Origin of the sequence: Tepidimonas sp., assembly GCF_036825565.1 — a bacterium.
GTDB lineage: Bacteria > Pseudomonadota > Gammaproteobacteria > Burkholderiales > Burkholderiaceae_C > Tepidimonas.
In genome coordinates this window covers 1-15,306 of sequence record NZ_DAISXZ010000057.1, presented here as the reverse complement: position 1 = coordinate 15,306, position 15,306 = coordinate 1, and the positions used below count along the sequence as shown (strand labels likewise).

Here is a 15,306-nt window from a genome sequence, read left to right as displayed (position 1 = left end):
CGGCCGCCCCCCCCCGACTCCAGCGCACCCGCACCCACTTGCCCGCCTGACGGCGCAGGCGCTGCATGGCCTCGGGCTCCTGCTGCAGCACGTGGTTAAGGAGCAGCACGATGCGGTTGCGGGCCGCGTCGAGCAGCCAGGCCGGCGGCGTCGGCAGTCGCCACGGGCCCGTGCCGGGCCGGGGCCGAAAAAAAATCGGGGGCTCAGTCATGCCCCCGATTCTGCCGGATCGGCGCAGGGTAACGCCGCCGCGTCACTGCAAGGCCTGCACGCCCGCGACCAGCCAGCCGCCGCGCCCTTCCTTAGGCCGGGTGATGTTCCACACCTCGCGGAACGGCGTTGGGCCCTCGGCCGGGTTCTCGCGGATCAGACCGGAGAACTCGACGCTGGCCATGTACTCCCGGCCTAGGTCCTCGATACCGAGCAACTGCGCGTCCAGCGACACGACCTCGGTGACGTTGGGCACGCCGGACCGGGCCGCTTCGCGCTCGGCGAGCTGTGCCTCGATCTGCGCCAGCATCTCATCGGTCATGAGCGCGCGCAGGGCGGGAATGTCGCCGCGGTCCCAGGCGGCCTGCAGACGCACGAAGTTGTCTTTGGACGCCCGCAAAAATCCCTCGGTGTCAAAGTCGGCCGGAACGCCCCAGGACTGCGAGCCCGACAGGGCGGCGTGGCTGCCGAGGGCGCTGCCGATCAGACTGACCGCGGCGCCGGCGGTGGCGGAGGCCCCCGCACCGACGCCGCCGAACTGAGTGCGTTCCCACGGCCGGGCCGAGGCGTCGTTGCCCACATTGCCCGGCTGGTAGCTGCGCGGCGTCACCGGCGAGGTGGCGGTACCCACCCCTTGAAGCGCCAGGGGCGAGCGAGCGGCCGAGCCCGCGCGGCCGCGCCGCATCCAGGCGATGACCGCCAGCACCGCGACGGCGAGCAGCAGGATCAGCAGAAACTGCGCAAACGCCTCACCAAAGCCCAGCGCCGACGCCAGCCACGCCAGACCCAGCCCGGCCGCCAGCCCCCCCAACATCGCGCCCCAGGGGCGCTGCGGCTTGGCCGCCGCCCCGGCCGCGGCCCCGGCGGGCGCAGCAGGTGCGGGCTGAGCCTGCGACGGCGACGGCGCCGGGGCTTGCTGCGGCGGTGCGCTGTTGCGCTGCACCACGTTGCTGGATTGCTTGCCCATCGAGCCGCCGCCTCCCAGCCGCTTTGCCCACACCTCGGCCGACGACAGCGTCATCACCACTACGAGCAGCCAGGTCCCGATTTTCGTGTTCACGTCGATGTCTCCGTATAGCCCCGACATCGGGGCAAGTTTCAGGTCTTCAGCCCCACATGCAAGGCGACGACGCCACCGGTCAGGTTGTGCACATCGACGTGGCCGAAGCCAGCTTCGCGTACCATGGCCCGCAGCGTCTCCTGGTCGGGGTGCATGCGGATCGACTCGGCCAGATAGCGGTAGCTGGCCTCGTCGTTCGCTACCCAGCGCCCCAGGCGCGGCAGCACGTGGAAACTATACCAGTCGTAGGCTTTGCGCAGCGGGGGCGAGACCTTGGAGAACTCGAGCACCAGCAGCTTGCCGCCGACCTTGAGCACTCGATTCATTTCACGCAGCGCAAGTTCCTTGTGCGTCATGTTGCGCAAGCCGAACGCCACGGTCACGAGGTCGAAATGCCAGTCCGGAAACGGCAGTTGCTCGGCGTCGCACACCACCGTGGGCAAGACGATGCCCTGGTCGAGCAGCCGATCGCGGCCCTCGCGCAGCATGGCGGCATTGATGTCAGTGTGCACGACCGTACCACCGGGTCGCACCCGCGGGGCGATCGCCAGCCCCAGATCGCCCGTGCCGCCCGCGATGTCCAGCACGCGCTGGCCGGGCTGCGGATTGGCCACCATGACCGCATAGGCCTTCCACCAGCGGTGCAGGCCGGCGGACATGAGGTCGTTCATCAGGTCGTAGCGCGGCGCCACCGAATCGAACACGGCGCGCACGCGCCGCGCCTTCTCGCGCTCGTCGACAGTCTCGAAGCCAAAGTGCGTCTGCGTCATGGCGCCATGGTACGTCAAAGGCGCTGGAGCGGCCGTGCCGTTCAGTGGCGGCCACACCCGGCCGCGGCCGGGCCGGGCATCGGCGCGTCGCGGTCCACGCAGGCTTCGGCCAGACGGCGCTCGTAATCCGCCCACAGCTCGTCCTGCCGGCTGCCTAGGAAGTACAGATACTCCCATGTGTAGATGCCGCTGTCGTGCCCGTCGGAGAAGGTCGGCTGCACGGCGTAGTGGCCCACCGGCTCCAGCGCGAGGATCTCGACGTGGCGCTTGCCGGTCTGCAGCACCGCCTGACCGGGTCCATGCCCTTGCACCTCGGCCGAGGGCGAGTAGACGCGCATCAGCTCGAACGGGATGCGGAAGCGCGCACCGTCGTCGAAGGCGATCTCCAGCACGCGCGAGGCACCGTGCACGGTCAGCTCGGTGGGATGGGGATGGGACGCGGAGGTCATCGCGGATACTCCTGAACGGGGGTGATCGACAGCGCATCCAGCGCCTGCACGACGGCGGCGTCGCAGGTCGGCAGCCGCTCGCGCAGCGCCACGAGCCGCAGCGCGTCATCACCGCGCTGCGCCGGCGCCCACACTGGGGCCGGAAAGCGGCTGTCCCAATCGAAGCGCGCGATCACATGCCAGTGCAGGTGCGGCACCACGTTGCCGAGGCTCGCCAGATTGACCTTGGTTGGCGCCAGCGTGGCGCGCAGCGCGCGCTCTACTGCCGTCACGAGGGCCATCGCGCGAGCCTGCTCGGTCAGGGACAGGTCGCTCCACTCGGCCACGTGCGCGACGGCGATCACGCGGTACCACGCCGGCGCGGCGGCCACCTCGGCCCCGAGCGGGCGCACCACGCGCCAGCCAGCGTCGCGCCACAACAGCAGGCCGCCGTCGTCGCGGCACAGCGCGCAATCGGTCACACCAGCACCCGCTCGATGCCGCCGGCGTTGGCGCGCGCCACGTAATCGGGCAGCCAGTTTTCGCCCAGCATCTGGCGCGCGATCTCGACGACGATGTAGTCGGCCTCCAGCAGGCCACTGCTCAGATCTTCGCCGTAGCGGCTCAGGCCCTGCAGGCAGCTCGGGCAGGAGGTCAGAATCTTGGTACGGCCCGGCGTGGCCTGTGCCCCGGTGCGCTGCGCCAATTCGGCCAGCTGGCGCTCGTTCTTGCGCAGCTCCTGCTCCTTGCGGAAGCGCACCTGGGTCGAGACATCGGGCCGCGTCACCGCCAGGGTGCCGGACTCGCCGCAGCAGCGATCGCTGGCCACCACCGTCTCGCCCACCAGCGCCTTGACGGTCTTGAGCGGCTCCTGCAGCTTCATCGGGCTGTGGCACGGGTCGTGGTAGAGGTACGCCTCCTTGCCCTGCAGCTTGACGCCCTTTTCCAGCAGGTACTCGTGGATATCGATGATGCGGCAGCCCGGGAAGATCTTGTCGAACTCGTAGCCCTGCAACTGGTCGTAGCAGGTGCCGCAACTGACCACCACGGTCTTGATGTCCAGGTAATTCAGCGTGTTGGCCACGCGGTGGAACAGCACGCGGTTGTCGGTGATGATCTGCTCGGCCTTGTCGAACTGGCCGCTGCCGCGCTGCGGGTAGCCGCAGCAGAGGTAGCCCGGCGGCAGCACGGTCTGCACGCCGACGTGCCACAGCATGGCCTGCGTGGCCAGGCCCACCTGGCTGAACAGCCGCTCCGAGCCGCAGCCCGGGAAGTAGAACACCGCCTCGGCGTCGGCGCTGGTGCGCTGCGGGTCGCGGATGATCGGAACGTAGGCCTTGTCCTCGATGTCCAGCAGCGCGCGCGCGGTCTTCTTGGGCAGGTTGCCGGGCATCTTCTTATTGATGAAGTGGATGACCTGCTCCTTGACCGGGGCCGCGCCGACGGTGGCCGGAGGCGCGCCGGTCTGGCGGCGTGCCAGCCCCTTGAGGGCATCGTGGGCCAGCCGCTGCGCCTTGTAGCCCACGTCCACCATGGCCGAGCGCATCAGCTTGATGGTCTCGGGGCGCGTGGCATTGAGGAAGGCCATCGCCAGCGCATTGCCCGGGCGGAAGGATTTCTGCCTCATCTTGCGCAGCAGGTTGCGCATGGCCATCGACACGTCGCCGAAGTCGATCTTGACCGGGCAGGGACTTTCGCATTTGTGGCAGACCGTGCAGTGGTCGGCCACGTCCTCGAACTCCTCCCAGTGCTGGATGGACACGCCGCGGCGCGTCTGCTCCTCGTACAGAAAGGCCTCGATCAGCAGACTGGTGGCCAGGATTTTGTTGCGCGGGCTGTACAGCAGATTGGCGCGCGGCACATGGGTGGAGCACACCGGCTTGCACTTGCCGCAGCGCAGGCAGTCCTTGATGCTGTCGGCGATGGCGCCGATGTCGCTCTGCTGCATGATGAGCGACTCATAGCCCATGAGGCCGAAGCTGGGGGTGTAGGCCTGACTGAGGTCGGCAGCATGCACGTCGGGGCCGAGCGCCGCGGCGTCGCGCAACAGCTTGCCGCGGTTGAAGCGCCCCTGCGGATCCACTCGGCGCTTATAGTCGGCAAAGGGGGCGATTTCGTCGTCGCTGAGGTATTCCAGCTTGGTGATGCCGATACCGTGTTCGCCCGAGATCACCCCGTCCAGGCTGCGCGCCAGGGCCATGATGCGACCCACCGCCTCGTGCGCGGTCTGCAGCATCGCATAGTCGTCGCTGTTGACCGGAATGTTGGTGTGCACATTGCCGTCGCCGGCGTGCATGTGCAGCGCCACCCAGACCCGGCCTTTGAGCACGCGGCGATGGATGGCCTCGCACTCGGCCAGTAGCGGCGCGAATACGGCCCCGGTGAACAGGTCGCGCAGCGGCTGGCGGATTTGCGTCTTCCAGCTCGCGCGCCAAGTGTGGTCCTGCAACTGCTCGAACACCGTGCGCCCGCCATCGGCCGGCACCGTGTCCAGGCCGTCGCACCACGCCTGCCACTGGCTGCGCACATCCCGGATCAGGGTGAGCGCCTGCTCGGTGCGATCGGCCAGCCACTCGGGGCTCGGCACATCGTTGGGGTCTTCGGCCTTGCCCAGCGGCAGCGCCCCACGGGCGAAAAAAGCCTCCAGCTCGTCGCACAGGCTGATCTTGTTGCGCAGGCTCAGCTCGATGTTGATGCGCTCGATGCCCAGCGTGTACTCGCCCATGCGCTCGAGTGGGATCACGACGTCTTCGTTGATCTTGAAGGCGTTGGTATGGCGGCTGATCGCCGCGGTGCGCTTGCGGTCGGCCCAGAATTTTTTGCGCGCCTCGGGGCTGACGGCGGTAAAACCCTCGCCCGCGCGGGCGTTGGCCAGCCGCACCACTTCGCTGGCGGCGCGGGCCACGGCGTCCGGGTCGTCGCCCACGATGTCGCCGATCAGCACCATCTTGGGCAGCGTGCCGCGCTTGCTCTTGGTGGTGTAGCCCACCGCCTTCAGGTAGCGATCGTCTAGATGCTCCAGCCCCGCGAGCAGCGTGCCCGTGCGCTTGTGCTCGGCGAACATGAAATTTTTGATCTCGACGATCGAGGGCACGGCGTCCTTCGGGTTGCCGAAGAACTCCAGGCACACCGTGCGCGTGTGCGCCGGCATGCGGTGCACCACCCAGCGCGCGCTGGTGATGATGCCGTCGCAGCCCTCCTTCTGCACGCCGGGCAGGCCGCTCAAAAATTTGTCGGTGACGTCCTTGCCCAGACCGGCTTTGCGGAAGCGCGCGCCGGGAATGTCCAGCCGCTCGGTGCGCAGCGGCGTCTTGCCGTCGGCGGCAAAGTAGCGCAGCTCGAAGCTGGCCACCTCGGCGTCGTGGATCTTGCCCAGGTTGTGGCCGATGCGGTGCACCTCCAGCCACTCGGCATCGGGGGTGACCATGCGCCAGCTCGCCAGGTTGTCCAGCGCCGTGCCCCACAGCACCGCCTTCTTGCCGCCGGCGTTCATCGCAATGTTGCCGCCGATGCACGAGGCCTCGGCCGACGTCGGATCCACCGCGAAAACGAAGCCGGCGCGCTCGGCGGCATCGGCCACGCGCTGGGTGACGACGCCAGCCTCGGTCCAGATGGTCGGCACGGGCTGGTCCAGGCCGGGCAGGCGCACATGCTCGACCTCGGTCATGGACTCCAGCTTTTCGGTGTTGATGACCGCACTCTTCCACGTCAATGGCACCGCACCGCCGGTGTAACCCGTGCCGCCGCCGCGCGGGACGATGGTCAGGCCCAGTTCGATGCAGCCCTGCACCAGTCCGGCCATCTCGGCCTCGGTGTCGGGGGTCAGGACGACGAAGGGGTATTCCACGCGCCAGTCCGTCGCGTCGGTGACATGGCTGACGCGGCTCAGGCCGTCGAACTTGATGTTGTCTTTGTGGGTGTAGCGGCGCAGCACCTTAACGACGCGCTGGCGCAGGGCCGCCATGTCGTCGAATGCCTGGGCAAAGGCCTGCACCGCGTGCCGCGCATGGTCCAGCAGTTCGCCTACCAGCGCATCGCGCTGCGCGTCCTCCTTCGGGCGGCGGCGCTTCTCGATCTCGCCCAGCCGATGGTGGAGGGCCTCGATCAGCGCGGCGCGGCGCTTGGGGTTGGCCAGCAGATCGTCCTGCAGGTAGGGGTTGCGCTGTACCACCCAGATGTCGCCCAGCACCTCGTACAGCATGCGGGCAGAGCGGCCGGTGGCGCGCTCACGTCGCAGTTGCTCCAGCAGCGCCCAGGCGCGGGCGCCCAGCAGCCGCAGGACGATCTCCCGGTCCGAAAACGAGGTGTAGTTGTACGGAATCTCGCGCAGGCGCGGGGCGTCGGGCTCGGCGTCGAGCAGGGCGTGAAGGGGCGTCGGAGCGTTCATGGGCGGTAGCGGCTGGCGGACCGCGCGCCGGCGGGGCCCGCTGGGGAGGCGCGGCGGCCGACACGGGGACCGGATGTTACCGCAGCGCACCACAGCACCACTGGCATCAGGGTCCGCGCCCCGATACCCGTGGGGGTCATCGGCGTCCGACCCCGTCGCGCCAGGCCGCGACCGCGCCCATCACCCCCACCAGCGCGGCGTAGGTGGCCATGCGGCCGTCCCGGCCGGACAGCACCAGGCCCGCGATTAGCACGGCCGAGCCCCACACCCCCAGCCATGCCCCATGCGCCAGCCCGGCGCGCCAGCGCGGGCGCGCACGGCCCCGCCAGGCCAGTGCCGACGCCAGCAGCGCCGCCAGACCCCAGGCCGGCGCCACGAGGTTGAGCAGATGGAGAAGCAGGGCCAGGGCATCCACGGAGCCCGAAATTTTATAATCCGCAACCATGGCAGTCTGGGCGCTCGGCATCAACCACCAAACGGCCCCGCTCGATGTGCGGGGGCGGTTTGCCTTCGCCCTCGACCAGGTGCCCGAGGCGCTGCGGCAGTTTCGCGCGTCGGTGGCGCGCCAGCCCGAAGCCGCCCTGCTGTCCACCTGTAACCGAACCGAGCTGTACTGCGCCGCCGACGAGCCGCTGATCGAGCCGGCCGCAAACTGGCTGGCGGAGACCGCGGGCGTGCCCGCCGAGACACTGATGCAGCACGCCTATGTGCTGCGCGAGGACGCGGCGGCACGCCACGCCTTTCGCGTCGCCAGCGGGCTGGACAGCATGGTGCTGGGCGAGGCCCAGATCCTTGGTCAACTGAAGGACGCGGTGCGCGTCGCAGACGAAGCCGGCGCACTCGGCACTACGCTGCACCAGCTGTTCCAGCGCTCGTTCGCGGTCGCCAAACAGGTGCGCAGCAGCACCGAAATCGGCGCCCACTCCATCAGCATGGCGGCAGCGGCGGTGCGGCTGGCCGGTCAGTTGTTCGAGGACCTGCGCGACATCGGCATCCTGTTCGTCGGCGCGGGCGAGATGATCGAGCTGGCCGCCACCCACTTCGCGGCGCGCCAGCCGCGCGCGATGGTCATTGCCAACCGCACGCTGGAGCGCGGCGAAAAGCTGGCCGCCCGGTTCGGGGCCGAGGTCATGCGCCTGTCCGACCTGCCGGCCCGGCTGCACGAGTTCGACGCTGTGGTGAGCTGCACCGCCAGCACGCTGCCACTGATCGGGCTGGGCATGGTGGAAAGCGCGCTCAAGCGCCGCCGCCACCGCCCCATGTTCATGGTCGATCTGGCCGTCCCGCGCGACATCGAGGCCGAAGTCAAGGCTCTCGACGACGTCTACCTCTACACCGTGGACGATCTGGCCGCGGTCGTGCAGACCGGCAAAGATCAGCGCCAGGCCGCCGTCGCGCAGGCCGAGGCCATCATCGACGCTGGCGTGCAGAGCTTCATGCACTGGCTGCGCCAGCGCGATCCAAACGCGGGCGTGGTCGCGCTGATCCGCGATTTGCAGGCGCAGACCGACGCCTGGCGCACGGCCGAAATCGCCCGCGCGCGGCGCCTGCTGGCCCGTGGCGAGGATGTGGACACTGTGCTGGAGGCGCTCTCGCGCGGACTGACGCAAAAAATGCTGCACGGCGCGTTGGCCGAGCTGCACAGCGGGGACGAGGCGAGCCGCCGCCACACGGCCGAGGTGGTGTCGCGCCTGTTCCTGCGCGGACGGCTGGATGCACCGGCCGCGCGCTCCGGCACCGCGCACGGGCCCGCCCCACGCCCATGAAGCCTTTCGTTCGCGAGACGCTCGAGCGCCTGCGCCTGCGCCTGCACGAGCTGGACGCCCAACTGGCGGCGCCGGATGCGACCACCGACCTGGAACGCTTTCGCGCACTGACGCGCGAGCACGCCGAGACCGACGCCATCGTCCAACCCTATCGGCGCTACCTGCAGCGCGAGGCCGATCGGGACGGCGCCCGGCAGCTGGCCGCCGAGGCCCAGCTTAGCGGCGACGCGGCCCTGGCCGTGCTGGCCGCGGACGAGGAAGCCGCGGCGCAGGCCGAGCTCGACGCCCTGGCCGCGCAACTGCACACCCTGCTGCTGCCGCGCGACCCCGACGACGAGCGCAATGCCTTCGTCGAAATCCGCGCCGGCACCGGCGGCGAGGAGGCGGCGCTGTTCGCCGCCGAACTGGCGCGCATGTACGTCCGCGACGCCGAGCGGCAGGGCTGGCGCGCCGAGGTCATCAGCGAATCCCCGAGTGAGCTCGGCGGCAGCAAGGAGGTTGTGCTGCGCATCGTCGGCCGGGGCGCCTATGGGCGGCTGCGCTTCGAGTCCGGCGGACACCGCGTGCAGCGGGTGCCGGTCACGGAGTCGCAAGGGCGCATCCACACCAGCGCCTGCACCGTAGCCGTGCTGCCCGAACCGGACGAAGCGCAGACGGTCCAGATCAACCCCGCCGAACTGCGCATCGACACCTTCCGCGCCAGTGGTGCTGGCGGCCAGCACGTCAACAAGACCGATTCGGCTGTGCGTATCACGCACCTACCCACGGGCCTGGTAGCCGAATGCCAGGACGACCGCAGCCAGCACCGCAACAAGGCCCGCGCGCTGCAAGTGCTGTTGGCGCGCCTGCAGGAGCGCGAGCGCCGCGAGCGCGAGGCCCGCGAGGCCGCCACGCGCAAGGGCCTGATCGGCAGCGGCGACCGCAGCGACCGCATCCGCACCTACAACTTTCCCCAGGGCCGGGTCACGGATCACCGCATCAACCTGACCCTGTACAAGCTGCCAGCCGTGCTCGAGGGGGATTTGGACGATCTGATCCACGGGCTGCAGCTGGTGCACGGCGCGGAGCTGATGGCCGAGCTGGAAGCGCGGGCCACCGGCGCCGCCTGATTCGCCCCGACCGGACATGGATGCGCCCCCCAACGCCCCACCGGCCCGCGGTGCGGGCGCGCCGTCCACCCTGCGCGACGCGCTGCGGGCAGCCCAGGCGCGGGGCATGGACCGGCTGGACGCCCAGTGGCTGCTCCTGCATGCGCTGCAGCGACCGCTGGCGGACCGGGCCTGGCTGCTGGCCCACGACGACGCCCCGTTGACGCCAGAGGCCGCCGCGCGCTACGCGGCCCTGTGTCAGCGCAGAATCGACGGGGAGCCGCTGGCGTACCTGACCGGTGAGCGCGGCTTCTATGGCCTGACCTTGCAGGTGGACGCGCGCGTGCTGGACCCCCGCCCCGACACCGAAACCCTGGTGGACTGGGCACTGGCGGTGCTGCCTGCGCGCGCGGGCGTGCGGGTGTTAGACCTGGGCACCGGCAGCGGTGCCATCGCCCTGGCCCTCCAGCACGCCCGGCCGGGTGCGACCGTCTGGGGCCTAGACCAGAGCACCAACGCCCTGACCGTGGCCGCGGCCAACGGGCGGCGGCTGGGGCTGCCGGTGCGCTGGGTACAGGGACACTGGTGGTCCGGCTGGCGACCCTGGCCGTTGGCAACCGATGACACCGGCACGGTCGATACCCCCTCGTGGCCGGCACGCTTCGACCTGATCGTCGCGAATCCGCCCTATCTGCGCGCCGACGACCCGCACCTGGGCGCCTTGCGGCACGAGCCCATCGACGCCCTGGTCGGGGGGGTGGATGGGCTGGACGACCTGCGTGCCATCGTCGCCGGCGCCCCTGCGCGGCTGGAGCCCGGCGGCTGGCTGCTGCTGGAACACGGCTGGGACCAGGCCGACGCGGTGGCCGCCTTGCTGCAACACTGGGGTTGGCGTGACATCGGCCATCGGCGCGACCTGGGCGGCCACCGCCGCTGCACCGGCGGCCGCTGGCCGGGGTGATACCGCCCCCGGCGGGGGCATGGGCGCCCGCGCATCCCACGGGTCGGGGGACTGGCGATAATCCAGGGTTTTCATCACCTCATTCGCAGGGACCCATGAGCGACGTACAGCAGCGCATCGACCAACTGGTCAAATCCCACGACCTCGTGCTGTTCATGAAGGGCACGGCGAGCTTTCCGATGTGCGGCTTTTCCGGCCGCGCGGTGCAAATCCTCAAGGCCTGCGGGGTCGATCCCAAGAGCCTCGTCACGGTCAATGTGCTGGAGGACCCCGAAATCCGCCAGGGCATCAAGGAATACAGCAACTGGCCGACCATTCCGCAACTCTATGTGCGCGGGGAGTTTGTCGGCGGCTCGGACATCATGATGGAGATGTACGAGTCCGGCGAGCTGCAACAGCTCCTCGGGGCATCAACCTCATAAGGTCGCGCCAGCGGCGCAGATGCGCCATCCGGGATTGCCCGGGTTGGGCCGCTGGCACGGTCCATGCTTCAATGGCCGCAGGATTGGTCGTCGAAGGAGAGTGCCATGGAAGCCAACCCCGTTCCCGCCATCCCCACCACCCGCGGCTTGCCGATCGCGCGGGTGCGCGACGTCTTTAGCCCCGAGGAGGTCGAGCAGCGCCTGCGGCGCCTGAAGGCCCAGGGCAACGATCGCGAACAGGCGACGTTGTGCCAAACCTACGAGCGCATGCTGGAGCGCGGCCCGCAGCGCTTCGCGGTCAAGCCCTCCGGCGTGCCCGATCTGGAGCCGCTGTACGAGCAGTTGCCCAATTTCCGCGCCGTGCTCGATGACGTGCGGCGCCACGTCGCGCTGGCGCAGGAAAGCAGCGACAGCCTGGAGATCACCCCCCTGCTGCTGCTGGGGCCGCCGGGCGTTGGCAAAACCCACTTCGCCCAGCAGCTCGCCGATCTGCTGGCCACCACCATGACCCTGGTGCCCATGAGTTCGATGACCGCCGGCTGGCTGTTGTCGGGCTCATCGTCGCAATGGAAAGGCGCCAAGCCCGGCAAGGTGTTCGAGGCCCTGGTGGAAGGCAATTACGCCAACCCGGTGCTGGTGGTGGACGAAATCGACAAAGCCAGCGATGCGCAGTACGACCCCCTGGGCGCCCTCTACGGCCTGCTGGAGCCGCAGACGGCGCAGCGCTTCGTGGACGAGTTCGCCGAGGTGCCCATCGATGCCAGCCAGGTCATCTGGATCACCACCGCGAATGACGAGCGGACCATTCCGGACCCCATCCTCAACCGCATGAATGTGTTCGAAATCGCCCCGCCCACACGCGACGAGGCCCGTGGCATTGCGCGCCAGCTCTACCAGCGGCTGCGCGCCGCGCACGACTGGGGCCGACTGTTCGACGAAGAACCCGGCGACGATGTGCTGGACCAGCTCGCAGGGCTGGCCCCGCGCGAGATGCGACGCGCCCTCATGACCGGCTTCGGCAACGCCCGGCTGGATCGACGCGACCGCATCGAGGTGCGGGACCTGCCCGCTGCGTCGGGCGCGCGCCCGCGCATCGGGTTTTTGCAGTGAGGGCGTGGCTCACGCCAGACGCCAGCGGCGCTCGGCGGCAAACACGGCGTTCGGATAGGCCGAGCGGCCACGGCTGCCGTTGTAGCGCCCCAGGGCCAAAAACAGGTCCCCGCGCTCGCGCTGCAGGTAGTGGCGCAGGATCACGCAACCGTAGCGCAGGTTGGTCTGCAGGTGGAACAGCTTGTCCGGATCCCCGTCGCCGATGACCCGGGTCCAGAACGGCATCACCTGCATGTAGCCCCGCGCCCCAACGCGGGAGATGGCGTACTTGCGAAAGGCACTTTCGACTTCGATCAGCCCCAGCACCAGCGCCGTGTCCAGGCCGGCGCGTTTGCTCTCGTACCACGCGGTCTGCAAAAAATCGATGCGCGCCTGCGGCTCCGGCTTGCGGCGCCGCAACTGCCAACTCGCCCGGCCCAACCATCGCAGGTAGGCCAGCCGCTCCTCGGCCGTCAAAAACTCCGGCTCCGGCGGGTCGAGCTGCTCGACGGCCGCCCGCAGCGCATGGCGCACGGCGTCCGACAGCGGCTCCTCGATCTGCGCCCCGGCCCAGGCCGGCCCGGCGACCGCGCAGGCGAGCGCCGGCGCGACCCACCCTGCCAGGCGCCCCAGGCAGCGGCGCCGGTCTAGCGCAGGCCCGCGGGCCAGGTCCATGATCACCCCGTGATGCGCTCGCGCAACCACCCCACGATGTCGGCCAGCGGCACGGGCGTGGCCGCGGTGTCGCGCCGGTGCTGGTATTCGACCAGACCGTCCTTGAGCCCGCGCTCGCCAAGGGTGACGCGGTGCGGCACGCCGATCAGCTCCCAGTCGGCAAACATGGCCCCGGGCCGCTCGCCGCGGTCGTCCAGCATCACGTCCACGCCGAGCGCGGCCAGCTCGTCGTGCAGGCGCTCGGCGGCCTCGCGCACGGTGGGGCTGCGGTCCATGCCGATCGGGCAGATCACCACTGTGAACGGCGCGATCGCGTCCGGCCAGATGATGCCGCGCTCGTCGTGGTTCTGCTCGATGGCCGCCGCCGGCAGGCGCGTGATGCCGATGCCGTAGCAGCCCATCTCGAACGGCTTGGGCTTGCCATCCTCATCGAGGAAGGTGGCGTTCATCGCCCGGCTGTACTTGGTGCCGAGGTAGAACACATGCCCGACTTCGATGCCGCGCTCGATCGCCAGCACCCCGCGGCCGTCCGGCGACGGGTCGCCGGCCACGACGTTGCGAAGGTCGGCCACCAAGTCCGGCTCCGGCAGGTCGCGCCCCCAGTTGACGCCGCTCAGGTGAAAATCCACCTCGTTGGCACCGCAGATCCAGTCGGCCATGACGGCCACCTCGCGGTCGGCGACGATGGTGACAGGCTGCTTCAACCCCACCGGCCCCAGATAACCCGGCTTGCAGCCGAAGTGGGCCACGATTTCGGCCTCGGTGGCGAAACGAAACCCCAGGTCCAGCCCCGGTACCTTGCCCACCTTGACCTCGTTCATCTCGTGGTCGCCGCGCAGCAGCAGCAGCCAGATCCGGGTGGCCACGATTTCGTCGCGCTCGTTGACTTCGTCGGTGGCCAGCACGATGGATTTGACGGTGCGCGCAAGCGGCACGCCCAGCAACTCGGCCACCTGCACACAGGTGCTGCGGCCCGGCGTGGCAACCTTGCTCAGCGGCTGCGCCGCCGCCGGGCGCGGGCCTGCAGGCGGCAGCGCCTCGGCCTTTTCCAGGTTGGCGGCGTAGTCGCTGGTCGGGCAGTAGACAATGGCGTCCTCGCCGGTGGCGGCCATTACCTGGAACTCCTCGCTCAGGTCGCCGCCGATGGCACCGCTGTCGGCCGCCACCGCGCGGTAGCGCAGCCCGAAGCGATCGAAGATGCGCCGGTACGCCTGCGCCATGATCTGGTAGCTGCGCTGCGCGCTCTCGGCGTCGCGGTCGAAGCTGTAGGCGTCCTTCATGATGAACTCGCGCCCGCGCATCAGGCCAAAGCGCGGGCGGCGCTCGTCGCGGAACTTGGTCTGGATCTGGTAGAAGTTCTTCGGCAGCTGCTTGTAGCTCTTCAGCTCCTGGCGCGCGATGTCGGTGACGACCTCCTCGCTGGTGGGCTGCACGACGAAGTCGCGCTCGTGCCGGTCTTTGATGCGCAGCAGCTCCGGGCCCATTTTCGCGAAGCGGCCGGTCTCCTGCCACAGCTCGGCGGGCTGCACTATCGGCATGACCAGCTCGATGGCTCCGGCGCGGTTCATCTCCTCGCGCACGATGCGCTCCACCTTCTGGATGACGCGCAGCCCCATGGGCATGTAGGTGTAGATGCCGGCACCGAGCTTCCTGATCATGCCGGCGCGCAGCATGAGCCGGTGGCTGACGACCTCGGCGTCGGCCGGGGCTTCCTTGAGGGTAGAGATGAAGAACTGGGAGGCTTTCATGGCGACACAAATCCCGACCTGCGATGCATAATCGAGACAGTTTTTGAAAATTGGGGTCGATTATGCTTGACAGAGATGGCTTCAGGCCCAATGTCGGCATCATCCTGCTCAACCAGAAGAACCAGGTGTTTTGGGGCAAGCGCATCCGCACCCACTCCTGGCAGTTCCCGCAAGGCGGTATCGACCGCGGCGAGACCCCGGAACAGGCGATGTACCGGGAGCTGCACGAGGAGATCGGCCTGCGCCCGGAGCACGTGGCGGTCATCGCCCGCACACGGGGCTGGTTGCGCTACGAGGTGCCGGATCGCTACATCCGCCGCGACGCGCGTGGCCACTACAAAGGCCAAAAGCAGATCTGGTTTTTGCTGCGCCTGGTCAGCGGCGACTGGAACCTGAACCTGCGCGCCACGGATCACCCCGAATTCGACGCCTGGCGCTGGAACGACTACTGGGTGCCGCTCGATCTGGTGATCGAATTCAAGCGCGACGTGTACCAGCGTGCGCTGGAAGAGCTGTCGCAATACCTGCCGCCTCTGGGCCACACCGGCAGCGGCCGCGACAGCCGTAACCGCTATCTGCGCGGCAACAACCGGAGCCGCTCGCCCGCCCCCCCGAAAGCGCCCGAGGCGGGCCGACGCCCGCGAGCGCTACCGGCACACCTGGCCATGCCCGCCCACCTGGAGCTGCCCCCCGGGGGCAGCT

The 15,306-nt window shown here is 69.4% G+C and carries 14 protein-coding genes and 1 pseudogene; 6 read left to right on the top strand and 9 right to left on the bottom strand.

What is annotated here, in order from left to right; genetic code table 11:
• The 7 genes and pseudogenes from V7026_RS08500 to V7026_RS08470 form a co-directional block, all read right to left on the bottom strand.
• Positions 1–211, bottom strand: a pseudogene (locus tag V7026_RS08500) (hypothetical protein); the annotation flags it as partial.
• Positions 212–253: 42 nt separating this feature from the next.
• The gene (locus V7026_RS08495) at positions 254–1,231 is read right to left on the bottom strand and encodes a Tim44 domain-containing protein (protein ID WP_334154959.1); all 978 of its coding nucleotides are present in this window, start codon (positions 1,229–1,231) and stop codon (positions 254–256) included.
• A gap of 77 nt (positions 1,232–1,308) precedes the next feature.
• The gene (gene ubiE, locus V7026_RS08490) at positions 1,309–2,040 is read right to left on the bottom strand and encodes a bifunctional demethylmenaquinone methyltransferase/2-methoxy-6-polyprenyl-1,4-benzoquinol methylase UbiE (RefSeq protein ID WP_334154958.1); all 732 of its coding nucleotides are present in this window, start codon (positions 2,038–2,040) and stop codon (positions 1,309–1,311) included.
• A gap of 41 nt (positions 2,041–2,081) precedes the next feature.
• Entirely contained in the window at positions 2,082–2,489 is a 408-nt protein-coding gene (locus V7026_RS08485; RefSeq protein ID WP_334154957.1) for a DUF971 domain-containing protein, read from the bottom strand.
• Complete coding sequence (locus V7026_RS08480; RefSeq protein ID WP_334154956.1) at positions 2,486–2,950, bottom strand: HIT family protein; 465 nt, start codon at positions 2,948–2,950, stop codon at positions 2,486–2,488. Before V7026_RS08480 ends, V7026_RS08485 begins: the two co-directional genes overlap by 4 nt.
• Entirely contained in the window at positions 2,947–6,855 is a 3,909-nt protein-coding gene (locus V7026_RS08475) for an FAD/FMN-binding oxidoreductase (protein WP_334154955.1), read from the bottom strand. Before V7026_RS08475 ends, V7026_RS08480 begins: the two co-directional genes overlap by 4 nt.
• A 136-nt stretch (positions 6,856–6,991) precedes the next feature.
• Positions 6,992–7,300: a hypothetical protein gene (locus tag V7026_RS08470; RefSeq protein ID WP_334154954.1), complete on the bottom strand. Its 309-nt coding sequence runs from the start codon at positions 7,298–7,300 to the stop codon at positions 6,992–6,994.
• Here V7026_RS08470 and hemA point away from each other — a divergent pair.
• The 5 genes from hemA (at position 7,299) to V7026_RS08445 (ending at position 12,202) form a co-directional block, all read left to right on the top strand.
• Entirely contained in the window at positions 7,299–8,621 is a 1,323-nt protein-coding gene (gene hemA, locus V7026_RS08465) for a glutamyl-tRNA reductase (RefSeq protein WP_334154953.1), read from the top strand. The genes V7026_RS08470 and hemA overlap by 2 nt on opposite strands.
• Positions 8,618–9,730 carry a peptide chain release factor 1 gene (gene prfA, locus V7026_RS08460; protein ID WP_334154952.1) on the top strand — a complete coding sequence of 371 codons (1,113 nt, stop codon included), beginning with the start codon at positions 8,618–8,620 and terminating at the stop codon, positions 9,728–9,730. The genes hemA and prfA overlap by 4 nt, the downstream gene beginning before the upstream one ends.
• Positions 9,731–9,746: 16 nt before the next feature.
• A complete protein-coding gene (gene prmC, locus V7026_RS08455) occupies positions 9,747–10,670 on the top strand; it encodes a peptide chain release factor N(5)-glutamine methyltransferase (RefSeq protein WP_334154951.1) in 924 nt (307 codons plus the stop codon).
• A 95-nt stretch (positions 10,671–10,765) separates the two neighbouring features.
• Positions 10,766–11,092, top strand: a complete 327-nt coding sequence (grxD, locus tag V7026_RS08450) for a Grx4 family monothiol glutaredoxin (RefSeq protein WP_334154950.1) — start codon at positions 10,766–10,768, stop codon at positions 11,090–11,092.
• 105 nt (positions 11,093–11,197) lie between these two features.
• Positions 11,198–12,202 (top strand): AAA family ATPase, encoded by a 1,005-nt coding sequence (locus tag V7026_RS08445; RefSeq protein ID WP_334154949.1) that lies wholly within the window; start codon positions 11,198–11,200, stop codon positions 12,200–12,202.
• A gap of 9 nt (positions 12,203–12,211) precedes the next feature.
• Here V7026_RS08445 and V7026_RS08440 read toward each other — a convergent pair whose 3' ends face one another.
• Together V7026_RS08440 and V7026_RS08435 are read right to left on the bottom strand one after the other, a co-directional pair.
• The gene (locus V7026_RS08440) at positions 12,212–12,856 is read right to left on the bottom strand and encodes a lytic transglycosylase domain-containing protein (protein ID WP_334154948.1); all 645 of its coding nucleotides are present in this window, start codon (positions 12,854–12,856) and stop codon (positions 12,212–12,214) included.
• A gap of 2 nt (positions 12,857–12,858) precedes the next feature.
• The gene (locus tag V7026_RS08435; protein ID WP_334154947.1) at positions 12,859–14,604 is read right to left on the bottom strand and encodes a proline--tRNA ligase; all 1,746 of its coding nucleotides are present in this window, start codon (positions 14,602–14,604) and stop codon (positions 12,859–12,861) included.
• A gap of 62 nt (positions 14,605–14,666) precedes the next feature.
• On the opposite strand from V7026_RS08435, the gene V7026_RS08430 reads away from it, so the two are divergent.
• The coding region (locus V7026_RS08430; protein WP_334154946.1) for an RNA pyrophosphohydrolase at positions 14,667–15,306 on the top strand (640 nt) is incomplete at its 3' end.